Origin of the sequence: Salmonella sp. SAL00653 (genome assembly GCF_046552515.1) — a bacterium.
GTDB classification, from domain to species: Bacteria; Pseudomonadota; Gammaproteobacteria; order Enterobacterales; family Enterobacteriaceae; genus Salmonella; species Salmonella enterica.
In genome coordinates this window covers 320,961-344,182 of sequence record NZ_JBGDTY010000002.1, presented here as the reverse complement: position 1 = coordinate 344,182, position 23,222 = coordinate 320,961, and the positions used below count along the sequence as shown (strand labels likewise).

Sequence of the window (23,222 nt, the reverse complement as noted above, 5' to 3'; positions counted from 1 at the left end):
ATTATGAGCTGGAATGACCGCGTAGTCTGGAGTGAAGGACAATTTTTACTGCCGCAGATGTTTCAGCAGCAAGAGCGTTATCTGGAACACGTCATGCATTACCGCAGCCTGCCGCTGACCCCCTTTTTCTGGGGATTCAGCCACTACAATATTGATGGCGAAGCGCTGAACATCGGTAAACTGATACTGAAAGAGGCATCAGGGATTTTTCCTGACGGCACGCCGTTTAACGCACCGGACCACACCCCGCTGCCGCCGCCGCTGACCATCCTGCCGGAGCACCTGAACCAGCAGATTTGTCTGGCGGTACCGGTACGCGCGCCGAACAGCGAAGAAACTACGTTTGACAATAACCCGGAATCACTGGCGCGTTTCTCGGTACACGAACACGACATCCGCGACGCCAACTCGCTGGGACGTGGCGCGCAGTTATTACAGCTCAGTCACCTGCGCCTGCGGCTGCTGCCGGAAAAGGCGGTGACGGGCGCCTGGATTGGCCTGCCGCTGACCCGCATCATCGGGCTGAATCCTGACGGGCGGATAGATATCGACCACGACCTGATCCCGCCCATCATTAATTATCAGGCCAGTTCACTGATGTGTACCTGGCTGTCGTGGATCAACGATCTCATCCGAATGCGGGCCGATTCGCTGGCGGAACGGCTGACAGGCAGCGACAACCACGGCCATGAAGCAGCGGAGGTCTCCGATTACCTGCTGCTGCAAATTCTCAATCGCTTTGAGCCGCTGCTGACTCACCTGGCGAAAACCCCGCTGGCCCCGGAAGTGTTGTATCGCTACCTGTCCGAACTGGCCGGGGAACTCTCCACCTATGTGCGTCCACAAACGCGACGGCCCGCTGAATACAAAGAGTACAAACACCTGGCGCCCTATGCCGGGTTGAAATCGCTGGTTGATGAGGTGCAGTTCCTGCTGAACGCGGTACTGATCCGGGGCGCGCAGCGCATCGAGCTGAAAGAGGGGACTTACGGCATCCTGAATGCGGTGGTGGCCCCTTCCGATCTTGCCGATTTCAGCACGCTGGTACTGGCGATAAAGGCTTCAATGCCGACCGATGTGCTACTGCAACATTTTGCCGCCCAGACCAAAATCGGGCCATCCGATCGCCTGCCGGAACTGATCCGCTCGCATCTGCCGGGGCTGGCTTTGCAGGTTCTGCCTGTACCACCGCGCCAAATCCCGTTTCAGGCCGGATACATCTATTACGACATCCGCCGCGAGGGAGCATTGTGGGAACACATTGCCCGTTACGGCGGGATGGCCATGCATACCGCCGGGGAATTTCCGGGGCTGGAGACAGAACTGTGGGGAGTGCGCGATAAATGACAGACAGTACCCTGACGCCGCCAGCGGCGGACATGATGTCCTTTTTGTCCACCACGCCGGAGCATAAGGACAGTGAATATGAAACGCCGGTACACACCAGCCAGCGCACGGAACTCAATGTCATCGTTGAAGACGGTCCGGACAGCAAACTCCGGCTGGCTGAAATCAGCGCGGCGGCTAACCCGTTGCTCGCCGCTGCCCGGCCTTTATTGTGCGCTCTCGCAGCCATGCCCGCTAAACTGGATGCGGCCCTGGTAGAGCCTTACCGTAATCTGTTGGTACGCGAGATGCATCTGTACCAGACATTATGCGATCAGGCGAACCTGCGGCGCGAGCACGTACTGGCGGTACGTTACTGCCTGTGTACGGCGCTTGATGAAGCCGCCAATAACACAACCTGGGGACGGCGCGGCGTCTGGGCCGGAAAAAGCCTGCTGGTAACATTTCATGGTGAAAGCGAAGGCGGGATAAAACTTTTCCAGATCATCGGGCGTCTGGCGGCCAGCTTCCAGGAGCATGGCAACGTACTGGAGGTTATCTACCACCTGCTGGGGTTGGGATTTGAAGGCCGCTACAGCGTGCAGCCAGACGGGCGTAAGCAACTGGACAATATTCGCCAGCAACTGCTGACACAGCTTTCACAGCGTCGCGATCCGGTTATGCCCGCGCTCTCGCCTGACTTTCAGGGGGCGATAAGCGGACGACTGCGGCGGATGCGCCGGGTGCCGGTCTGGCTGAGCGCCGGGATAGCCCTGTTGGCGATGCTGACGCTGTTTGGCCTTTACAGCCACCGGATGGATGTGCAGACCGTCACCGTACAACAGCATATTGATGCGATTGGTATAAAACTGCCGCCGCCGCCCGTGCCGGTTCATAAGCTGCGGCTGAAAATCCTGCTGGCAAACGAAATCGCCCGTGGCCTGCTGACCGTGGACGAAGATGACCAGCACAGTAGGGTGGTCTTCCGTGGCGGCGCCATGTTTGTACCGGGACAAAAAACGGTGAGTGACGCAATCCGGCCAGTGATTAACAAAGCGGCGCGGGAAATCGCCCGAGTGGGCGGCGCAGTCACTGTAACGGGTCACACTGACAGCCAGCCCATTCATTCGGCTGAATTCCCATCCAACCTGGTGCTGTCGGAAAAACGGGCGGCGGAAGTTGCGGCGTTGCTGACCTCCGGCGGCGTACCTGCCGGACGGGTACATATCGTCGGCAAGGGCGATACGGTGCCGGTGGCGGATAACGGCAGTAAAGCCGGGCGGGCGAAAAACCGTCGGGTGGAAATTCTGGTAGTGGAGTGAATGAATGATAAAAAAATCGACCTATGATGTGTCTCATCATTCGGCAATATGTGGCGTGACGGGGGATTATTATCGGATCTCAGCGACATATCACATAACACGATCTGTTCGTGTTTTTTTGATCATCTTATGTTGCCTGTTATCCGGTGGCGCTTTTGCCGGATCCTCGATTAACGCAGGCTTCATTTCCCCCGATAATGTCAACCTCAGTACTCGGGATTTCCTGAAATTTTATGCCACTGACAACGTACAGAAAAAAGACAATGCACTGATGTATATGCTGGGGGTGGAGGATGCGACAGAAGGTAAAGCCTGGTGTGGATATGGTCAGGTTGACAGTATAACAATAAACCATACTGTGCTGACCTGGTTTGAACAGCACGCAGTGAAAAAGCCTGATGTAAGGGCTTCAATACTAATAGAGGAAGCATTAGTTAAAAATTTTCCCTGTCAGAGGACAGACTCCTCCATAAAAATTGCTTCCCGGTCATCTCCCATTTTATCCCTGACTCCGGATGCGCTTAATCTTTCAGGTAATGACTTTTTTAAATTTTGGGTGTCTGGTAATCAACGGGATAAACTCAGGGCGGGTGTCTATCTGCTCGGCGTGGAGGATGCGACAGAGAACAAACTGTGGTGTGGATACGCTTTATTTAAGACGCTAACATTAAATGAATTAGTCTATGTTTCTCTTAAAAATAAAACCAATGAGGAACTGAATTCTCGCGCGGCTGAACTTATCATAAATAAATTAATAGAGTATCCCTGTAATATATAAAATCATTCAAGTTGCATCAAGGCGGCAAGGGAGTGAATCCCCAGGAACGTACATTAGTTCGTGACTGGGGTGAGCGAGGAAAGCCAACGCACATGCAGCCTGAAGTATGACAGGTATACCCTGTGATAATGTTATCGCTGCCAGTTCAGATAAGTATTGGTGGTAAAGTCTTGGTAGTAAGGGATTGATATGTTTAAGATAATGGTCTTTCTGTTGGTGGGTATTCCTGCCATTTCTTATGCGCACGATTATGGGTGTGCTACGGTTGGAGCATCAATGGAGTCATCATTATTTGATGCCATAAAAAATGACCTGAATATAGATGTCGCTACTATTATAAAGGATAAAACAAAGGTAGAGATTCTTGACATCTCGCCTGTATCTAAGGTCTATGCAGAATCTCTGGCCAGGATGGATTATGAAAAAGATAAGGCCAAAAATAAATTGGCAATATTAGATAAAAAATCCTATTTCGATAGTTACTATGAAAATCAGGTTAAATCTATCGTGGCAAAATATACCTATATTAACAAAGATAAAGAAAAAGATATTTTCATTGCATCCAGCTTCATGAATGCTGATGAGTGTTCTGTAAGATTTAATGGTTATATTACTTTATCCAGGGAATTTTAAAATATTGATTATTGGGTGGCGAGTCGAAATATAATGCAAAAATTTCTCAGTCTGCTTTTTTCCCGGCGCGCGCTGGCGATTGTGGGCGTTCTGATTCTGGCGCTGCTGGTCTGGTTTGTCGGGCCGCTGGTGTCATTTGATACCCTGCGCCCACTGGCCTCCGTGGGTAGCCGGGTAGTGACCATTGCCCTGTTGCTGATGCTGCTGGTACTGTGGCTGGTCAACTGGTCGATGAGTATCATCGGCATCAGTGTCCTGTGCCTGGCGATTGGCTTCGTCACACCGCTGCTGGCCTTGGGCGATGTCCATCCGTTTGCGCCGCTGTGGGTCCGCCTGACATTAATTGGTTTCATCCTGTTGGTGTATGCGCTGTACGGCCTGTACCGGCTGTGGCGTGCGCTGCGTATGGATGAACAACTGCTGCGTCGCTTCCTGCATCCGCGCGGGGAAGAGGTACCGGTGGCAGGCGAGATCAAAGCCGACCTGCGCACCGTCAACCATATTGTCACGCAGGCCATCCGGCAACTGCGGCAGTTGCGGGTGGACATGCCCGGCTGGCGTAAAATCTTCGAGGGAAAACGCTTTCTGTATGAGCTGCCGTGGTTCATGGTGGTCGGCAGTCCCGGTGACGGAAAAACCACGGCCCTGCTGAACACCGGATTGCAGTTCCCGCTGGCGGAGCAAATGGAGCAGACCTCGCGTATCCTGACAGTGCCGGGTGGCGGCACGCTACACTGCGACTGGTGGTTTACCAACGAAGCGGTGTTGATTGATACCGCCGGACGCTACGCCCGCCACGATGACGGTGGTGAAGCGAGCGCCGCGCAGCGTAACGCCGGAGAGTGGCAGGGCTTTCTCGGTCTGCTGCGTAAACATCGCCCCGGCGCGCCGTTTAACGGCGTGATCCTGACGCTAAACGTGGCGGATTTAACCGCACAGTCACCGGCGGAACGCCTGGCGGCCTGCGCCGCTCTGCGGGCGCGACTGGCAGAACTGCGCGAGACCCTGGGGATTCGCTTTCCGGTCTATCTGGTGGTCACCAAAATGGATTTGTTGCCGGGGTTCAGCGAGTATTTTCGCACGCTGACCAGCCATCTTCGCGCACAAATCTGGGGCTTCACGTTGCCGTACAGCCGCAGGCGAAAAGCGGGCGACCCGCAGGCGCTGCACGCCGCCTGCGCGCAGGAGCTGGCGCGCCTGACGCTGCGGCTGGATCAGGGACTGGATACCCGGTTACAGGAAGAGTACGACCTTAAAAGCCGCCAGCGGCTGTATACCTTCCCGCGTGAGTTCGCCGCCCTCGGCGAGCCGTTGCTGGAGGCTATTGAACAGATCTTCCTCGATTCAAAATTCGATGCCACGCAACTGAATAACACGCTGCGCGGGGTGTTTTTCACCAGTGCCGCGCAGGCGCAGGCCGACGCCGTGGCCGACCAGTTGAGTATCTGGCAGCGCTTTGTCCGGGCGATAAAAACCGCCCGTGGCGAATCATCCGCCTCTCTCCCACACGCTCTGCCGGACGGCAACCGCAGCTACTTTCTGCATGATCTGCTAACACAGTTTATTTTCCGTGAAGCGCACCTGGTGGAGCCAAACCTCCAGTGGGCCTGGCGTTACCGCCTGCTGCGCCTCGGCGGGCACCTGCTGGTACTGGTGCTGGCATTCCTGTTGTGGCAGGGGATGCAGACCAGCCAGCAGACCAACGGCGACTATCTGAATGAAATCAGCGCCCGCGCGACCCGGCTGGACGGCGAGGTGAAAGCCTACACCGGTAAACCGGCGATGGCTCCCGTCCCGGCACTGCTGGACAGCGCAAGGGAACTGTCCGCCTGGCCGGAACTGGACCCGGACGCGCCGCCGCTGACCTGGCGCTACGGCCTGTACAGCGTACCGCCGGTAACCGACAGTGTGGCGTCGCTGTACAACCGTCTGCTGGATCAACTGCTGCTACCGCCGCTGGTGAAACGGATGGAGTATGTGCTGGCGGATGCCATTGCCCGTCAGGACAGTAAAGCTGCCTACGATGCCCTGCGCATCTATCTGCTGCTGAATCTGGATAAAGATCACGAAGATAAATACAACGCGGCGGAGATCCAGTCGTGGGTGATTAACGATCTGGGGAACAGCGACAGCGTGGCCGGGTTCGGCGGGCGCGCCGCCGTGCTGACGCATATCGAAGCGCTGTTTGACGGCAGCCGGGTGGTGCATTCACCGTATGAGAAAGATGAGGCGCTGATCCGCCAGGCGCGGGCATTCCTCGACGGTCACACCAGTACCGAGCGTATCTACGCGCGGGCGCTGGCGGCAATGGAGAGCGAAGCGCCGCAGGAGTTCACGCTGGTACGCGCCGTCGGCGCGGATGCGGGAACGGTGTTTGTGCGTAGCAACGGCGCGCCGCTGGATCGGGGCGTGCCGGGTATTTTTACCCGTGAAGGTTACCGGGAGCTGTTCGACAAACGATTACCGGAATTTGTGGCGGCGGCGACGGCGAACGATGGCTGGGTGATGGGCCGGGAGAGTACGCCAAAAAAGCTGACTGACAGCCTGCGCAGCCAGATACCGGGGCAGGAGCAGTCTGTCGCCCGCGAAGTCCGCCGTTTGTACCTGACAGAATATGCCCGCCGCTGGCAGGATTTTCTGGACAGTATCCATAGTATCAACAGTGCCGGGGAAGAGGGCAGTTCCGGCCTGGCCTATGATTTACAGGTGCTGCGCACCCTGGCGTCGCCGGACTCACCGCTGATGCGGCTGGGAAAAGCGGTGGTGGAGCAGACCACGCTGGTGCCGCCGCCGGACCCGCAGGCCAGACAGAAACAACTGGCGCAGCGCGCATCCGGTAACGCGGGGAAAGTGGTACAGACGGCAAAACTGTTCCAGGATATTCACCCGGAAGAACGGCTGGAAAAAACGCTGGTGGATGACCGTTTCGCCGCGCTGCGCGAGGTCATTGCCGGGCGGACTGACGGCGGACAGAGCGGCGGTGGGACGATGCAGATCGCTTCGCTGCTGACCATGCTCAACGAGTATTACACCCAACTGACCATTGCTGATAGCGCGCTGGCGGCGGGGACGTTGCCAGCGCGCATTACTGCCGCAGACAAGTTGCAACTGGAGGCGGCGAAACTGCCTGCGCCGCTGAAAAACATCCTGCTGGATCTGACGAAGCAGGGAACGCGCAAAATCAACGCCGGGACCGGCGATGTGCTGAACACCCAGATGGAGGCGATGATGGGCGACGACTGCCGTGACGCCATCGACGGGCGTTATCCGTTCGCCGACAGCCCGCAGGAGGTCAGCGCCGAGGACTTTAACCGCATCTTCGCCAGCGGCGGCGTACTGGATGCTTTCTGGAGCAAACAACTGGCTCCGCTGGCGGACACCGCCAGCGACCCGTGGCGCTACAAACCGACCGAAGGCAACATGACATTGCAGGGGCCGGATTTAACGCCGTTTCAGCAGGCGAAGCAGATCCGCAGCGTGTTTTTTAACAGCGAGGGCGGGAAAAAATTTTCCTGGTCGATGCAGATTAGCGTGGTGGATATGGACCCGGCCATCACGGAACTGGTGATTGATATCGACGGTCAGGTGCTGCGCTACGCCCATGGTCCGGACCGGCCCCTGAAAGTGACGTGGCCGGGACCGCGCAACGGCTCGATGGCGGAAAGCACCGCCAGCCCGCGTATTCGCCAGGACACCTCAACGCTACTGACCAGCGGGCCGTGGGCGCTGTTTCATCTGCTGGACGCCGGAATGGTACAGGAAACGGCGGTGCGGGGGCGTCAACTGGTGGAATATGGTTTTGACGGTCGCCGGGTGGTGCTGGAAATCACCGCCGGGCGGGATTTTAACCCGGTCAGCCGGGAGCTGTTGCAGAACTTCAGTTGTCCGGCGAGGGCGTTGTAATGCGCCGGACAGCGGTGGTATCAGCCCCGGCGATGTTCGGCAGGCTGCCGGACCAGAGCGACTATGTGCGCTGGCGGGTGGGCGCTGAAGAGGGACGAATATGGCAGGACTGGCTGAACCGCCAGACATGGGTGGGCAGCGGGCGGCATATCGTGTTGCCGGAAGGCCAGACGACCGATGAAGAGCGTGACGGCTGGATGCACCTGTCGCCGCGTGGCGAACATGATATGCCCGCGTCGGAACACCATCCGCTGCCGTGGAGCTTTGTGATGTCGCCGGGATTTTTGCCGATGGGTGGGACGACTGACTGGCTGACCGGAGTGCTGATGGCGTCACGGGATAGCGTGGGACGCCCGTGGCCGCTGGTGATTTACCAGCGTTGCGGTCGGGAGTGGCTGGACGAGAGTTTGCAGGAGACGCAGGGCTGGCTGTACTGGCTGGCGAGGATGGCGGCGCAGCATATCACGCCGGACACGATGCGGCGCGGGCGGCTGACGGAGCAGGTGGACCAGCTATGGGCGATGTGGCAGCCGGGGCCGTGGTGGGCGCAGTGGCTGCGTGGGTTACGACGTACATCGCAGCGCATCCGGGAACTGACCGGGCTGCCGGATGAAGCACCGGTAGTAGAACTGCCGGGCGTGCGTTATCTGCCGTGGCCGGGCTGGCCGGGTAAGACGCTGGGGCAGGCAACACCAGGGCAAGGCTGGTTCTGGCAGCAGAACAGTGAAGGGCGGTATGTGGATGCGCTGCGGCTGGTGGATGAAAAAAATAGAGGTCAGATGCTGTGAAAAAGTACGCTGTAGAGGTTCTGTTTATGTCTGCCTGTGCAGGAATGTTCCTGCCCGTATTTGCCTGGGGCGGAACAGATGTAAACATTGATAACCCGCTGGCGGAGTGTGTGGATATCCATCCCGTTCATCGTCAGGAAATGGATAACCTTACCATTCTGAAAACAACGGTCACACTGAAAAAAAGCACCGGTGAATGTGGCTGTTTCTCAGCATTAATCAGCTATACCAGCCTACTGGCGCAGGATGTTGAGGGTTACGGACGCGGAAGTGCATATTCCCTTCAGGAGGGGAATATCTCACTGGCGAAGATGCAGGGACGTTATCCTTTCAGCTTTGTATTATCGGTGGATAACCAGTCTGTACGGGATCAGAAGCTGGCGCTAATGATACGTTGTACACCACCGCTGTAATACACAGAATAGTCAGGGAGAAGATGATGGCAGTAAGACTGACTTTTGACGGGCAAAAGCTGACATGGCCTGGTATCGGGATATTTAAGGCGACCACGGGGTTACCGGATTTACAGTGGCCAGATAAACAGTGTGTGCCGGATGCGGCGATACCGGAAGGGAATTATAAATTGTTTATTCAGTTTCAGGGGGAGGCACCGATAAGAAATGCTGCGGATTGTGATCTGGGACCATCATGGGGCTGGAGTACCATTCCGCGAGGCCAGGCTGCCGGAACATGTGAGATATACTGGGCGAACTGGGGATATAACCGTATCCGGCTGGAATCAGCGGATGAGAAGACCCGAAAAGCCTGTGGGGGCAAGCGGGGTGGTTTTTATATCCATGATTCCACCAAAGGTTACAGCCATGGTTGTATTGAAGTGGAACCGGTGTTTTTCCGTATTCTGAAACAGGAGACGGAAAAAGAAAATGGTGAAAAGACATTTACGGTTAATGTTAAGTATGTTTCTGGTCAGCAAACGAATGGTGGAACAAAACAATAATACCGTTAAAACCGGATCAAATTATCGTGTCTGAACGTGCTGTGGTTGACAATGATTACAATGGTGGCCAGATAAGTAATGAGTACGATGATAAAGTATATGACTGGCGGTGTGCTGGTTATTAATCAAATTTCTATAAAATGCAATGTGAATCTGGTAAGCGTAATAAAAATAAAATCATAATATTGTTATATTCATTTCCTTATTTATGTAATTCAGTATTTATGTTATGTGCTAATTTTTATGTTTTTATTTTCATGGCTCTTGTCAGCAATATACCCTGTTCTTCTGGTAAATATTTAAATATAACAGGCTGGTTGCATTATAAAGTGCGGGGCACTGTTTCCTGACGGTGAGTCTATTTATTTTAATCCGGTATTAAAGGAGTCACTACCATGAGTTTTGTATCCACAAATAATAAATCCGGTATGAGAGGGCTGACGACAACCACGCCGCCGATAACCGGAGAAAGTGGCGGTGTCACCGCAGATTCAGTCGCCGGAAGCGTGGCAGATGCGGCGGAAGCCGCTGTGGAACAGGCTGCGGGATCGCTATTTGGCGCATTGCCGGAGCCATCAGGACTGGTGAAAGCCGCGGTAGCAGCGGCGCAGGCTGCCGCCGCCGCAGGTATGGCGCAGGATGCGGTATCGGCCATCGTCTCTGCTGTTGCAGGCGGGCCGGGGGCGCATAATGTGACGGTCAGCGGCAGCGCCGTACCGCCGGGCGCATTACTGTTCGCCAGCCTGGACGGCGGCGAAACATTAAGTGAACTGTTCAGCTATGTGGTACAGCTAAAAACGCCCGACACCCTGAATCTGGGCTATGTCTCTCCGGCGGCCAACCTGCCGCTCAAACCGATGGTGGGCAAAGATCTGTGCGTCAACATCGAACTGGATGGTGGCGGTAAACGACAGATCAGCGGGCTGGTCACGGCGGCGCGGGTGGTGGGCCATGAAGGGCGTTCGGTTACCTATGAGCTGCATATGGAGCCGTGGCTAAAACTGCTGACCCATACCAGCGACTACAAAGCATTCCAGAATAAAACCGTGGTGGATATTCTGGATGAGGTTCTGGCGGAATATCCCTACCCGGTGGAAAAGCGGCTGGTGGAAAGCTACCCGGTACGCACCTGGCAGGTGCAGTACGGTGAAACTGATTTTGATTTTCTTCAGCGACTGATGCAGGAGTGGGGCATCTACTGGTGGTTTGAGCACAGCGAGGACAGCCACACGCTGGTGCTGGCGGATGCCATCAGCGCCCACAAAGCATGTCCGGACTCGCCGCTGGTCGAGTGGCACCAGGAAGGGCTGAAGCTGGACAAGGAGTTTATCCACACTATCACGGCAAACGAGAGTCTGCGGACTGGCCAGTGGGTGCTGGATGATTTCGATTTTACGAAGCCACGTTCATTGCTGGCAAACACCGTGGCAAACCCGCGTGAAACCGGTCATGCCACCTACGAGCATTATGAGTGGCCGGGAGACTACTTCGACAAGAGTGAAGGCGAGATGCTGACGCGCATTCGTATGGAAGCGCAGCGCAGCCCCGGCAGTCGGGTGCTGGGGGGAGGGAATATCCGCACACTCATGACCGGTTATACCTTCACGCTGGAAAACTATCCCACCGCCGAAGTCAATCAGGAATACCTGCTGATGCAGACCTTGCTGTTTGTACAGGACAACGCGCAGCACAGCGGGCAGGACCAGCACTTTACCTTTTCCACCCGTTTTGAACTGCACCCCACCCGCGAGGTGTTCCGCCCGCAGCGGACGGTGAGCAAACCTCACACCAAAGGGCCGCAGAGCGCCATCGTCACCGGCCCGGCGGGCCAGGAAATCTGGACGGATCAGTACGGGCGGGTAAAGGTACAGTTTGGCTGGGATCGCTACGGCAAAATGGATGAAAACAGCTCCTGCTGGATACGCGTCAGCTACCCATGGGCGGGCAAAGGCTTCGGGATGATCCAGATCCCGCGTATCGGCCAGGAAGTGCTGGTGGATTTCAAAAACGGCGATCCGGATCTGCCGATCATCGTGGGGCGTACCTACAACCAGGACACCATGCCGCCGTGGGGACTGCCGGGCGCGGCAACACAGAGCGGGATATACAGCCACACTATCGGCGGCGGACCGACCAATGCCAACGCTCTGCGTTTTGAAGATAAACCCGGTAGTGAAGAGGTCTGGCTACATGCTGAAAAAGATCAGCGTATTGAAGTTAATAATAATGAAAGCCACTGGGTGGGGAATAATCGGGTTAAGGTCATTGATCAGTCAGAAATAGCTACTATTGGCGCTGTCCGCGACCATAAAGTTCAGTATGACGATACCTCTCTGGCCGGAGGAAATAAAACCATTCAGACGGTAAAAGAGTTATATCTGGCAGCGGGTGATTCTATTACCCTGAGTTGTGGTGACACCGTTCTGTACATGAGCAGTAAGGGAGAATTTTACGTAACCTGTAAAACGTTCAATATTACTGCAACAGATGCCGATGGTCAGATTAATACTATAAAAGGGCAGCTGGATTTAAATATGAATAAAAGAGAACCCAAAGTGGGAACATTTGGTGAGTCAGAAAAAACAGCAATGGCAGCAGTAATTAAGGAAACTTTCCCACCCAAAGAATAGTTTTTATTTTAGTGCCGGACTTATCAACACTTTCAGACCAAAAAGGATTTTATATAATCATGACGAACTATTATATCAACGAGGCCATCTTGAGTTTCTCCGGTAATATATCCCAGGACAGCACCCTCAATATGATCCGCCTGAGCGATCCGGATGCGGCGCTGATTATCAGCCGCGGCAAAATGCAGGACGGTGATGAACTGGCGTCCCAGGTTGAACAACAGATGAAAAAACTGGAAAAGCAGGTTAAGGAACTGCGTTATACGCCAGCACAGGTTGTCCGGCTGGGTATTGACGGGAAAATGGAAGGGCTGGAAATACAGAGTCAGTTCATCCGGGGTAATGAGCATGTATACCAGTACCAGGCGGTATTTGTGCTACAGAGCAGCCGGGTAATGATGGCCCTGACCTATGCCCGCTCAACAGCGTTAACCGAAGCGGATAGGGGGCGCTGGGCGGATATCAAAAAGAATCTGCGTTTCAGGTTGGACCCGGAAAACACGGCAACCGGACAATAACACAGGGAGTGTGGTATGGGAGAAGCATTCTGGGCGGCAAGGGAAGGCGACGCGCTGCTGCATACGTCCTTTCTGGCAGATCTGGTGGGCAGTGCGCTGGAATTCGCCATCAATGCGGTTATTGATTTTGCGGCACTGGCTGTTGTGGCGCTGGCGACGGGGGCTACGGTGGCAACGCTGGGATGCAGCGCTGTATTACTTGTGGGGACCGTGGTCGGCGCGACGATGTTGCTGAGTGGCGCCGGGGAGAAAATCAGTAAAGCCTGTGAAGACATAGCCAACAGCCTTTTTCCGCCGAAAATTGAGGGATATATCCTGACCGGCTCAGGCGATACCCGGATTAACAGCAAACGGGCGGCGCGGGCGGCGGCAACGGCATTATCACGCCATGATGTAGAAACCCTGGATGCGCAGGCGCAGGCAGAGGCAGAAGAAGAAAAACGCAGGCAGGACGCCAAATCAATGTGGGATGTGGCCGGGGAATATCTGGATGCAGTAAAAGGCCGGGCAGAGAATATGGCTAAGGGCGTCGTTTCCGTGGTGAGCCGGATGGGATCAGAGGAAGGATGGGCCTCGCTGGGAAATGATGCTCTGGCAGAGGCGGGCGATATGCTTTCCGACACGGGCCACTTTATTTCAGAGATGTGGCAGCCCACGGTGGCAACGGCATATCCGGGGTCTGACCCGAAACAGGATGATAAAATCGACTGCCACAAACATCCCTCTTCATTCACCCAGTTTATGGCGCAGAAACTGCAGGCGCTGACGGATGACCCGGTGGGGACGGTACTGGGGGCGATGAACACTTTCGATGTGCTGGAAGCCGGTTTTCAGGCGGCAAGCGCGCTTATCGGCAGCGTGTCGAACCTGTTCAAAGGCGACGATGAGCCGCCCGCAGCAGAATATATCGCCGAAGGGACGCGGGATGTGCGTATCAACAGCCAGCCTGCGGCGCGCAGCGGGGTACGCTGTACCTGCGAGGCAAAAGTGGTGGATGAGCCTGAGAACGGCGTACATGTATCCGGTGATGTACGTATCGGCGGGCCGCTTCTGGTGGTACGGGATATCAAAAGCGGTAAGTCACAAATAACCCTGGTGACCACCATTGCGCTGACGTTCATGCAGCCCGGACGGGCGTCAGCTAAAAGTGCCTGCTTTATGATGGGATTGGGCATTAACATGATGGTTCAGAAGGCGGGGAGTGCGCTGAACCGCCCGGTAAACGCCGCCACCGGAGCCAAGTACCTGGCAGGCGATGATGACGTTGATTTCAGTCTGCCCGGCCACTTCCCGCTGGAGTGGCAGCGGACCTGCAGCAGCCGTGATGAACGGACGGAGGGGATGTTCGGGCGGGGCTGGAGCGTGCTGTATGAAGTGTGCCTGGAGCGTACGCCGGACAACCCGGATGAAAACTGCATGACGTATGTATCCCCAATGGGACGGCGAATTGACCTGCAGGCGGTGGAGCTGGGGAGCGGTTTTTACAGCCCCGGGGAGGGGCTGGCAGTGCGGCGCAGCGAACAGGGCCACTGGCTTATCAGCAGTGATGACGGCGTGTACAGGCTGTTTGAAGCGGACCCGCTCAGCCCACAGCGTCGGCGGCTGAAAATGCTGGGCGACCGCAACAGTAACTGCCAGCACCTGACCTACGACAACCACGGGCGTCTGGTGGAAATCAGCGGCGATCGGCAGCGCCCCTGCATCTGGCTGCACTATGAGCTGGCAGCGCACCCGCAGCGCGTGACGCGCATCTTCCGCCATTACCCGGAAGGGGAGCCGGAGCTGCTGCGGCGTTACCGCTACGATGAGGCGGGGCGGCTGAACGGGGTGGTGGACAACGCAGGTCAGTATCAGCGCGAGTTTGCGTACGACGACAACGACTGCATGACGATGCACCGGGAGCCGGGCGGCGAACGGTATTACTACTCCTGGGCGTGGTTTGAAGGCCCGGACGATGCGGCGTGGCGGGTGACGGGCCATCATACGGACAGCGGCGAGCAGTACCGTCTGGACTGGAATCTGGCAGAACGTTCGCTGTGTGTGACGGATAGTCTGGGGCGCATGCGCTGCCACTGGTGGGATGCGCAGGGCCTGGTGACGGCGTACCGGGACGAGGCCGGGCAGATGACCACTTTCCGCTGGAGCGATGAAGAGCGGTTACTGCTGGGGATGACGGACGCGCAGGGCGGCAAATGGCGTTATGTCTATGACCGTCTCGGCCACCTGACGGAGACGCATGACCCGCTGGGCCGGGTTGAGCAGACGCAGTGGCATCCGGTGTGGCACCAGCCGGAAACGGAGGTGGATGCCGCGGGGGCGGCGTGGCGTTATGAGTATGATGAGCGGGGCAACCTGCAGGCGGTCAGCGACCCGCTGCACCAGCGCACGGTATACGGGTACGACCGGCACGGTCAGGTGGTGCGGATAACCGACGCGCGGGGCGGAGATAAATACCTGCAGTGGAACGAAGACGGGCAGCTTATGCGCCACACGGACTGTTCTGGCTCGCAGACGGCATGGTTTTATGATGAACGCACGCGGCTGGAAAGGGTGACGGACGCGGAGAGTAACAGTACGCGTTACAGCTATGACGGCAACGGACATCTGACGGAGGTCATGTTCGCGGACGGGCGTACGGAGCGTTACCAGCCGGATGCGGCGGGACGGCTGGTGAAATACACCAGCCCGGCGGGGCAGATAACACGCTGGCAGCGGGACGGCCAGGGGCGGGTGCGCAGGCAGACGGATGCGACGGGTCGCAGGACGGCGTATGAGTACGACGCTTACGGGCGGCTGACCACGCTCACGAACGAGAACGGGGAAAGCTACCGGTTCCGGTACGATGTTCTGGACCGGGTGACGGAACAGACGGACCCCGGCGGCAGCCGCCGGGCATACGGGTATAACGCGCTGAATGCGGTGACGGCGGTGATATACGGCGGGGAGCGCGGGGGAGAAATCCGTCACGGTCTGGAGCGTGATGCGGCGGGGAGGCTGACGGCGAAAATCACGCCGGAGACGCGCACGGAATACCGGTACGACGCGGCGGACCGTCTGCTGGAAATCCGCCGCAGGCGGCATGATGCGGCGGAAGGCGGAGAGCCGGAAGTTATCCGGTTCAGCTACGACAGTGCGGGTAACCTGCTGAGCGAGGAAACGGCGCAGGGCGTGCTGCAGCACCGGTACGATGTTCAGGGCAACCGCACAGAAACGCAGATGCCGGACGGGCGGACGCTGCGGTACCTGTACTACGGGAGCGGCCATCTCCAGCAAATCAACCTGGGGCGTGATGTCATCAGCGAGTTCACGCGCGACCACCTGCACCGTGAGGTGCAGCGGAGCCAGGGGCGGCTGGACACGCGGCGGATGTACGACCGGATGGGCCGGTTAACGCGGAAACTGACCTGTAAAGGAATGCGCGGTGTGGTGCCGGAGACGTTTATTGACCGGGAATATGCGTACAGCGGCCAGGATGAGCTGCTGAAAAAGCGGCACAGCCGGCAGGGGGTGACGGATTATTTTTACGACATGACGGGGCGCATCACGGCGTGCCGGAATGAGGCATACCTGGACAGCTGGCAGTACGACGCGGCGGCGAACCTGCTGGACAGGCGGCAGGGAGAGACCGCGCAGGCGGGTGCAGGCAGCGTGGTGCCGTTCAACCGGATAACGTCATACCGTGGGCTGCATTACCGTTACGATGAATATGGCCGGGTGGTTGAAAAGTGGGGCCGCAACGGCACGCAGCACTACCGCTGGGACGCGGAGCACCGGCTGACGGAAGTGGCGGTCATCCGGGGGAGCACCGTACGGCGTTACGGGTACGTGTACGACGCGCCGGGCAGGCGGGTGGAAAAGCACGAACTGGACGCGGAAGGAAAGCCGTATAACCGGACGACGTTTTTATGGGACGGAATGCGGCTGGCGCAGGAGTGCAGGCTGGGAAGAAGCAGCAGCCTGTATATCTACAGCGACCAGGGGAGCCACGAGCCGCTGGCGCGGGTGGACAGGGCGGCGCCGGGCGAAGCGGATGAGGTGCTGTATTACCATACGGACGTAAACGGCGCGCCGGAGGAGATGACGGACGGCGGGGGCAATATTGTCTGGGAAGCGGGCTATCAGGTATGGGGGAACCTGACGCATGAAAAAGAAGCCCGGCCCGTACAGCAGAACCTGCGTTTCCAGGGGCAATATCTGGACAGGGAAACGGGGCTGCATTACAATTTGTACAGATTTTATGATCCGGATATCGGGAAGTTTATATCGGGCGATCCAATCTCGCTGAGAGGTGGAATAAACTTATATGCGTATGCGCCGAATCCGATAAGCTGGATCGATCCCCTCGGATTAAGGAAATCATGTTCAGGTTTTTCAAGTGCGGATGATGCTGCGAGATCTGCTCTAAGTAAATATAACCCGATGTCCATATTTAAAAACAGAGAGTACGGCGGAATTATATTTAGAGCTAAAGATGGTTCTTACGGATATACACGTGGTCGTTTAGGAACCGGCAGAACAGCGCCAACATTTAAAGATTCAGCAGGAGGCTTACCCAAAGGTTCGACACCAGTCGGGCAATATCACACGCATGGTGATTATTCTGACAGCGGTTTTAACCGGACGAATAAGGCGGGAGATTATCACAATAGTGATCAATTTTCTTCAAAAGATATATTTATTCATAATCAGGCAAATGGTTCTTATCCTGGCTATACTGATGCTTTAGGAGCGCCAAGTGGCGGGTTCTGGAAGATTTTTGGTAGAGTCAGCGGCCCTGATGATGCGATACCGTTATAAGGTGCGGGGGTATATCTGATGAATAGAAAAAATCGTTGTGTTCTTGAGATTGATAAAGAATTAACTCCGTTCTTATTTAATGCAATTATAGCAATTAAAAATAGTGAGCGGAGTAAATTATACGATGTGGAAAATTTTTATTTAATTTTCAATCCTATTATCCGTAAAATAGAAAATGTAGAGTTCTATACTATTACATTTTTATCAGAGGAAATTACTCAAGATAACTGGATGGATATAGGTTCTGGTGGTATTGAGGTTAAAGAGATAAATGTTAACATAAACGTAAAGACTAAAGAAGTCATCTCTATATATGGTGGTCGTTAGTATATTGGTCCGAGAGATATTCTCGGACCTCTTTTATTATTAATCCCCGTTCATTCCACTAAACAATCACGTCCCGCATCCCCTTAACCACCTGTTCAGCCTTGTAAAGCTGTTCGCGCAGCTTCTGCTCCTCGTTACTGTCCGCCATCAGCACAATACACCCCTGTGAAATCTTCACGGTGACGCCGCGCCCGGTCTTAAATCCCGCTTCTTCCAGCCAGTCGCCCTTAAGGTGCAGGCTGGGGATTTGTGAGTAACAGGTGGTTATACAGGTTTCGCTGTTGATGTGGCGGACGCTGACGCCGGAGGCATTCATATTTGCTGACTAAATAAATTCTTAATTCTCCGCCGGATGCTGGCTGATTGTGGAGCTCAGGGTGAGTGAGTATGGGCGCGACATCCTGGCACTGTGCCCCCCTCTCCCCGGCCAGTGATGAGCAACCGGCTGCCGGGGCCGTATTTTGACGATGAAACGGGCCTGCATTAAAATCTGTTCAGATATTATGCACCGGAGTGTGGCAGGTTCGTCAGTCAGGGCCCGACAGGGCTGTAAGGAGGATTAAATCCTTACCACTATCCGTTGAATCCCGTCACAGATACAGATCCGCTGGGATTGTTTACATGTGAATTATGTAGTCGCATGATAGATGAGACTAATAATAGTCTGGATAGTCTTCCATTTAATCCGGCAAAAATGTTAACGGCTAGTTTAAATATGGCTAATTCTGCAAGATTGCACGCAAGTGGGGTAGCCAAACTCGGGATGGGTATTGCTGCTGATGGATTGGTTATATTGTCTCCAGTGGGCAATGTTTCACTGGTATGGGGGCGTGGAATATCAAATTAGCAACTGCTTCATATAACAGGGCAAATTTATGATTATCAGAATCACTTAATGAAACCGACAAGGATAGGTGCTGCAAAAATTTATTAGGTGTATTGCCTCATAGTGAACAGTTTGACGATCCAGATGAGCTATCAATTAGCGATGTGTGTAAAGAGAAATTCCATAACATGATGGATTCTCCAATGAATTTCATCAAAAAGATAGGGACATTGATGTTTGATGAATATGATTAATAAAATATCCATGTTGATCTTTATTATTGGAAGTATAATCGCGATAATATGGGTATTATATGCCACTTTATCGAAAAGAGGGATGTTTAGAGATAATCTTAAAAAAATAATCAAGATAATATGTGATTTATTTTGGGGGATAGGCTGATAACTCTGAGTAAAGAATATCAGAGACTGTACATGAAATTATTAATCCTTCGTTGAATAAAAGCCGGGAAATCATTATAGGCGGATAACCGCATCACGGAAGATATGTAGTAACTGTACCGGTATGACTGTTACGGGAGGCTGACGCCAGAGCAGATGGCGGGGCAATTGGAGCTGGAGTACACACCCCCAAAGGAAAGAGAGGTTTGTGCGTATTATTCATTGTGTGATCATAGCGGTACAGGTACTTCTGCTGGTTTGTTATTCACAATATCAGCCCCTGATGCTGATTTATTACCAGGAATATCAGAGTCTGGAGGGGATTCTTATGGAGGCACTTCTTGCGGGAATGGCTTATACAGATGCTTGTGATCAAAATGATAGTTATAAATATACAAAAGGTGTGAGTATGGAACCCGGATTTGGAGACTAGGGGGAACTCACATGCTTCCGGCATTCGAGGTGTCTATCGGAGATTTTCGATCTGATGGATAAGGAATATGATTGGTTATCAGGTGAATTCAAGTGAAAAGAAATAGATTTTTTCTATCGTTACTATTTATGGTGTTGATTGTGTTGTTCGTTATTCTATTTTTTACATGGTTAGGTAGAGAGAATATTAAAAATGATAGCACTATTCGAGAAGTTGCGAAAGAAGAAGTTGATAAGCTTTTTTCTCTTTATAATAAAGGGGAGTATGCTGAGATATATGATTTGTCATGTGACTCTTTCAAAAATGCCACTGCGAGAAAAGATTTTTTAACAGTTATGGGAACTAAAATGAAAATACTCGGTGAATTTAAAGGGCGAAAACTTCAATATAGTAATGTCATTAATTCAAAATCCGTGGAGTTATATTATAGAGTGGACTATATTAACTATTCTTTAATTGAAGAATTTAACTATATTAAAAATGATGGACAAAAAATATGCTTGCAAGCAATGTTTACGGATGATGCGGGGAAACATGGGGAGGTAATTAAATTACATTAACGTGTGATAACTCCAGTTAAAGCCTATCCCAATGCGATGAAGAATTGGGGCTGTATTATAACTAGCATCGTTTCTATAATCCGGGACTGGGAAGGTATATTACGCAGATCCAATAGGGCTGAAAGGGGGATGGAACCGATATCATTCTCCGCTGAATCCTATTACAGATAGTGATCCTCTTGGCCTTATTACTTGTGGTGCTAATAGAGGTGATTCTGGCAAGTTATTAAGATGAAAAATGGTTGAAAATAATTGCGTTAGTGAATGCTCATTTATGTCTTTACCTACAAAAAGTAACGGATTTGCTTGCTGGAATTGTGTTAACGAATGTAAAGGAAATCAAGGCTATTGATGTTTTTACTACAGGAATAAGTATGGTTAACGATAAGGATACAGCTATATTAATTAGTGATTTAATGTTGAGATTTGGTAAGGAACTTGATGAATCTGTTGCTGTTGTTCAGTCCCGTTGTGATGAGGATGAATTTAAGGTATATCGAGAAGCGGTTGGTTTTATCATGGGTGAAATGCTTATTAAAATAATGAATCCATTATATGAAAAACATCCAGAAATAAAACCAAAAGGATTGAAATAAAACATCTGGAGCCGGATGGATAATATGTAAAAGCCGGAGGGGTTATCTTTTCCCGGCTTTTTATTATCAATTACTCATTAACTCCTGTTCCGTTCTTTTGCGTTTAATCACCGGAATATCTCCGGTATTGTTCAGCGCCCCCAGGAGTTTTTTTAACCACTGTTCTGCACTCCGTTTATTAATGCGGGTTACGCCCATCCCTTCAATACAGACAAAGAGTCCGCGGGTATGCTGCGGCGTGATCACGATGCAATCCCTCATTACCCGCACCTTGACGGGCATCCCGTTAATAAACCCCGCCTGCGGCATCCATTCACCGTACAAACGAACTGAAAGTCTCTCAACGCGTGAATATGTAAGTATCCCGCATAATCGAGCCATTCACATTTAGAGATCATCCGACATAATCAATCTGCCAACGCAGGAGATCGCTGTGCGTAAAGCCCGTTTTACTGCGCACCAGATCATCGCTGTGATTAGATCAGTCGAATCCGGACGGACTGTTAAAGATGTCTACCGGGAGGCCGGTATTTCTGAAGCCACCAGGGACAACTGGAAGTCTGGATACGGCGGCAGGGATACGCGTGGAATCACAAAAGGCTCCACCGTATTTACTGTCTGCTCAAGCTGAATTTTCGCCGTAAGGGTAAACAACGGCTGCCGGTACGCAATCCCTCGCCACTGGTCACGCCGGAAGCGCTGAACCAGAGCTGGTCTGTGGGCGTCGTTTTCGCACGTTCAATGTTGTTGATGACTGTAATCGTGAAGCGTTGTCGATTGAAATCGATCTGAATCTGCCAGCTCTGCGAGTGATCCGTGTACTCGACAGGATTACAGCAACCGCGGTTATCCGGCCATGCTGCGTATGGATAAGGGACCGGAATTTATCTCGCTGGCACTGGCTGAATGGGCAAAGAAACATGCAGTAAAGCTGGCGTTTATCCAGCCGGGTAAGCCGAAGAAAAACGTTTTCATCGAGCGTTTTAACCGGACATACCGTACAGAAATACTCAATTCTTATCTGTTCAGAACGCTGAATGAGGTGCGGGAAATTACGGATAAAGGGTTATCAGAATATAACTGCGAACGTCCACATGAATCGCGGAACAATATGATACCGGAGGAATACCGCCAATAACGTTATCTGGCCGGAATCTTAAAAATGCATGGAACTAAAACGGGTCTATTTACGGGGGCACCTGCGATGAATTTCGCTGCACTGAAAAGCGATACCGGATGAGAGCTGCTTCAAATTAATGTGCCATGTTCACGGGGAGGTGGTGCGACGTTTGCATAATCCAGCAAGAACTGAAAGGAAGGGGAGAGCTTTTTCATGCCTGTATAATCAGTCTGGCCTGTGTCAGTCAGCTCTTAGTGTTGAGACTCTCGTTGGAGCGTTATAATTGCTTTTCCGTTTCGGAAAACAAGATTTTCCATTAAAGATCTTCCCTGCGAGGAAAAGTTAACTAATAATTTTACCGTCGAGTTAGGAGATGTATGTTTAAATATAAACAATGTTGCAACGATGCCTGATAATTATCCTCTCTTCGAAGATAAGTTTCCCACACCCAGTGTAGTGGGTGTCATTGTAATGTTATCACTTGAATGCAAATGGAAGGTATAATTGCTTTTTGACTGGCATTCTATTCCACCCTGACAACACGATGTTAACATCAACACTGTTTATATTGGCAATAACGCAATTTTTTTCAGATTAAGAGGTGCTCTGATATATAGATTTTTATGACATTACTTATTTGAATTGGTAACAAATACCAATAAGTACAAGCTGTTATTACCAGCCACGGATTTTTTACATACGGTAAGATTTGGTATGGCGTTATGTATTCTGGATGTGCTGGATTATTTTAATTTGGTTTAAAAAAGGTGGTTATTCAAATGAAAAGCATAAAAAAATTGATTATCGCAAGTGCGTTGAGCATGATGGCTGCTAGTTGTTATGCTGGCTCATTTTTGCCGAACTCAGAGCAACAAAAATCAGTGGATATTGTGTTTTCCTCTCCTCAAGATTTAACCGTATCGCTTATTCCAGTGTCGGGCTTAAAGGCTGGGAAAAATGCTCCTAGCGCGAAAATTGCGAAGCTTGTAGTTAATTCTACTACTCTTAAAGAATTCGGGGTCAGGGGGATTGCTAACAACGTGGTAGACCGTACTGGCACTGCATGGCGTGTAGCTGGTAAAAATACTGGTAAAGAGATCGGTGTGGGCTTATCAAGTGACAGTATTAGAAGATCTGATAGCACGGAAAAATGGAATGGGGCGGAGTGGATGACCTTTAATAGCGATGACACACTTGATATTGTCCTGACAGGACCGGCGCAGAATGTCACAGCTGACACGTACCCAATAACTTTAGACGTAGTGGGATATCAACCTTAATAGTAAACAACTATTAGTGTATTGTG

The 23,222-nt window shown here is 52.9% G+C and carries 19 protein-coding genes and 3 pseudogenes; 20 read left to right on the top strand and 2 right to left on the bottom strand.

The genetic code is table 11. The annotated features are described in order from the left end of the window. Nucleotides 1-3 precede the first annotated feature (3 nt). The 12 genes from tssK (at nt 4) to ACLJRU_RS04440 (ending at nt 17,980) form a co-directional block, all read left to right on the top strand. Nucleotides 4-1,347, top strand: coding sequence for a type VI secretion system baseplate subunit TssK (tssK, locus tag ACLJRU_RS04495; RefSeq protein ID WP_038393940.1), 1,344 nt, complete (start codon nt 4-6; stop codon nt 1,345-1,347). Further along, nucleotides 1,344-2,648, top strand: coding sequence for a type VI secretion system protein TssL, long form (gene tssL, locus ACLJRU_RS04490; RefSeq protein ID WP_001539090.1), 1,305 nt, complete (start codon nt 1,344-1,346; stop codon nt 2,646-2,648). The genes tssK and tssL overlap by 4 nt, the downstream gene beginning before the upstream one ends. A gap of 4 nt (nt 2,649-2,652) precedes the next feature. Then, nucleotides 2,653-3,426: a Rap1a/Tai family immunity protein gene (locus tag ACLJRU_RS04485; RefSeq protein ID WP_000592738.1), complete on the top strand. Its 774-nt coding sequence runs from the start codon at nt 2,653-2,655 to the stop codon at nt 3,424-3,426. Between the two features lie 201 nt (nt 3,427-3,627). Further along, nucleotides 3,628-4,059 (top strand): Shiga-like toxin A subunit SciR, encoded by a 432-nt coding sequence (gene sciR, locus ACLJRU_RS04480; protein WP_077905915.1) that lies wholly within the window; start codon nt 3,628-3,630, stop codon nt 4,057-4,059. 33 nt (nt 4,060-4,092) lie between these two features. After that, a complete protein-coding gene (gene icmF / locus ACLJRU_RS04475) occupies nt 4,093-7,962 on the top strand; it encodes a Type VI secretion protein IcmF (protein ID WP_023235252.1) in 3,870 nt (1,289 codons plus the stop codon). Next, a complete protein-coding gene (locus ACLJRU_RS04470; RefSeq protein WP_023235253.1) occupies nt 7,962-8,750 on the top strand; it encodes a TagF domain-containing protein in 789 nt (262 codons plus the stop codon). The genes icmF and ACLJRU_RS04470 overlap by 1 nt, the downstream gene beginning before the upstream one ends. Further along, nucleotides 8,747-9,163, top strand: a complete 417-nt coding sequence (locus tag ACLJRU_RS04465; RefSeq protein WP_000759645.1) for a DUF2195 family protein — start codon at nt 8,747-8,749, stop codon at nt 9,161-9,163. Before ACLJRU_RS04470 ends, ACLJRU_RS04465 begins: the two co-directional genes overlap by 4 nt. A 23-nt stretch (nt 9,164-9,186) precedes the next feature. Continuing rightward, the gene (locus ACLJRU_RS04460) at nt 9,187-9,708 is read left to right on the top strand and encodes a DUF2778 domain-containing protein (RefSeq protein WP_000968384.1); all 522 of its coding nucleotides are present in this window, start codon (nt 9,187-9,189) and stop codon (nt 9,706-9,708) included. A 395-nt stretch (nt 9,709-10,103) separates the two neighbouring features. Then, complete coding sequence (locus tag ACLJRU_RS04455) at nt 10,104-12,338, top strand: type VI secretion system Vgr family protein (RefSeq protein WP_001539102.1); 2,235 nt, start codon at nt 10,104-10,106, stop codon at nt 12,336-12,338. 59 nt (nt 12,339-12,397) lie between these two features. Next, the gene (locus ACLJRU_RS04450; RefSeq protein ID WP_000186513.1) at nt 12,398-12,856 is read left to right on the top strand and encodes a DcrB-related protein; all 459 of its coding nucleotides are present in this window, start codon (nt 12,398-12,400) and stop codon (nt 12,854-12,856) included. Between the two features lie 15 nt (nt 12,857-12,871). After that, the gene (locus tag ACLJRU_RS04445; protein WP_023235254.1) at nt 12,872-17,653 is read left to right on the top strand and encodes an RHS repeat-associated core domain-containing protein; all 4,782 of its coding nucleotides are present in this window, start codon (nt 12,872-12,874) and stop codon (nt 17,651-17,653) included. Nucleotides 17,654-17,671: 18 nt separating this feature from the next. Next, nucleotides 17,672-17,980, top strand: coding sequence for a hypothetical protein (locus tag ACLJRU_RS04440; RefSeq protein ID WP_001539109.1), 309 nt, complete (start codon nt 17,672-17,674; stop codon nt 17,978-17,980). A gap of 58 nt (nt 17,981-18,038) precedes the next feature. Here the strand turns inward: ACLJRU_RS04440 and ACLJRU_RS04435 are convergent, their stop codons facing one another. Continuing rightward, nucleotides 18,039-18,296: a SymE family type I addiction module toxin gene (locus tag ACLJRU_RS04435; RefSeq protein ID WP_000994220.1), complete on the bottom strand. Its 258-nt coding sequence runs from the start codon at nt 18,294-18,296 to the stop codon at nt 18,039-18,041. Nucleotides 18,297-18,422: 126 nt separating this feature from the next. Between ACLJRU_RS04435 and ACLJRU_RS04430 the strand changes: the two are divergent. From ACLJRU_RS04430 to ACLJRU_RS04410, 5 genes and pseudogenes are all read left to right on the top strand, one after another. After that, nucleotides 18,423-18,596 (top strand): annotated as a pseudogene (locus ACLJRU_RS04430) (RHS repeat-associated core domain-containing protein); the annotation flags it as partial. Nucleotides 18,597-19,415: 819 nt separating this feature from the next. Next, entirely contained in the window at nt 19,416-19,640 is a 225-nt protein-coding gene (locus ACLJRU_RS04425) for a hypothetical protein (RefSeq protein ID WP_001538166.1), read from the top strand. Nucleotides 19,641-19,732: 92 nt separating this feature from the next. Continuing rightward, on the top strand, nt 19,733-20,200 hold the full coding sequence (locus ACLJRU_RS04420) for a sugar tyrosine-protein kinase (RefSeq protein WP_001539113.1): 468 nt from the start codon (nt 19,733-19,735) through the stop codon (nt 20,198-20,200). A 29-nt stretch (nt 20,201-20,229) separates the two neighbouring features. After that, nucleotides 20,230-20,387, top strand: a pseudogene (locus ACLJRU_RS04415) (RHS repeat-associated core domain-containing protein); the annotation flags it as partial. Between the two features lie 130 nt (nt 20,388-20,517). Continuing rightward, complete coding sequence (locus ACLJRU_RS04410) at nt 20,518-20,796, top strand: hypothetical protein (RefSeq protein ID WP_012664366.1); 279 nt, start codon at nt 20,518-20,520, stop codon at nt 20,794-20,796. Between the two features lie 66 nt (nt 20,797-20,862). On the opposite strand, the gene ACLJRU_RS04405 is transcribed toward ACLJRU_RS04410, so the two are convergent. Further along, on the bottom strand, nt 20,863-21,177 hold the full coding sequence (locus tag ACLJRU_RS04405; protein WP_001539118.1) for a SymE family type I addiction module toxin: 315 nt from the start codon (nt 21,175-21,177) through the stop codon (nt 20,863-20,865). A 52-nt stretch (nt 21,178-21,229) separates the two neighbouring features. On the opposite strand from ACLJRU_RS04405, the gene ACLJRU_RS04400 reads away from it, so the two are divergent. From ACLJRU_RS04400 to safA, 3 genes and pseudogenes are all read left to right on the top strand, one after another. Further along, on the top strand, nt 21,230-21,427 hold the full coding sequence (locus tag ACLJRU_RS04400) for a transposase (protein ID WP_001224041.1): 198 nt from the start codon (nt 21,230-21,232) through the stop codon (nt 21,425-21,427). Further along, nucleotides 21,361-21,934: pseudogene (locus ACLJRU_RS04395) on the top strand (integrase core domain-containing protein); the annotation flags it as partial. The gene ACLJRU_RS04400 and the pseudogene ACLJRU_RS04395, both read left to right, overlap by 67 nt. A gap of 749 nt (nt 21,935-22,683) precedes the next feature. After that, nucleotides 22,684-23,196: a Saf fimbria major subunit SafA gene (safA, locus tag ACLJRU_RS04390; RefSeq protein ID WP_001539124.1), complete on the top strand. Its 513-nt coding sequence runs from the start codon at nt 22,684-22,686 to the stop codon at nt 23,194-23,196. The last annotated feature ends 26 nt before the right edge of the window (nt 23,197-23,222 follow it).

Excerpts from the sequence above, each read along its gene's own strand:
- ACLJRU_RS04435 (WP_000994220.1), bottom strand. The coding sequence starts at position 18,296 with ATGAATGCCTCCGGCGTCAGCGTCCGCCACATCAACAGCGAAACCTGT.
- ACLJRU_RS04460 (WP_000968384.1), top strand. The coding sequence starts at position 9,187 with ATGATGGCAGTAAGACTGACTTTTGACGGGCAAAAGCTGACATGGCCT.
- tssK (WP_038393940.1), top strand. The coding sequence starts at position 4 with ATGAGCTGGAATGACCGCGTAGTCTGGAGTGAAGGACAATTTTTACTG.
- icmF (WP_023235252.1), top strand. The coding sequence starts at position 4,093 with ATGCAAAAATTTCTCAGTCTGCTTTTTTCCCGGCGCGCGCTGGCGATT.
- sciR (WP_077905915.1), top strand. The coding sequence starts at position 3,628 with ATGGTCTTTCTGTTGGTGGGTATTCCTGCCATTTCTTATGCGCACGAT.
- tssL (WP_001539090.1), top strand. The coding sequence starts at position 1,344 with ATGACAGACAGTACCCTGACGCCGCCAGCGGCGGACATGATGTCCTTT.
- ACLJRU_RS04440 (WP_001539109.1), top strand. The coding sequence starts at position 17,672 with ATGAATAGAAAAAATCGTTGTGTTCTTGAGATTGATAAAGAATTAACT.
- ACLJRU_RS04485 (WP_000592738.1), top strand. The coding sequence starts at position 2,653 with ATGATAAAAAAATCGACCTATGATGTGTCTCATCATTCGGCAATATGT.
- ACLJRU_RS04450 (WP_000186513.1), top strand. The coding sequence starts at position 12,398 with ATGACGAACTATTATATCAACGAGGCCATCTTGAGTTTCTCCGGTAAT.
- ACLJRU_RS04470 (WP_023235253.1), top strand. The coding sequence starts at position 7,962 with ATGCGCCGGACAGCGGTGGTATCAGCCCCGGCGATGTTCGGCAGGCTG.
- ACLJRU_RS04455 (WP_001539102.1), top strand. The coding sequence starts at position 10,104 with ATGAGTTTTGTATCCACAAATAATAAATCCGGTATGAGAGGGCTGACG.
- ACLJRU_RS04405 (WP_001539118.1), bottom strand. The coding sequence starts at position 21,177 with ATGGCTCGATTATGCGGGATACTTACATATTCACGCGTTGAGAGACTT.
- ACLJRU_RS04445 (WP_023235254.1), top strand. The coding sequence starts at position 12,872 with ATGGGAGAAGCATTCTGGGCGGCAAGGGAAGGCGACGCGCTGCTGCAT.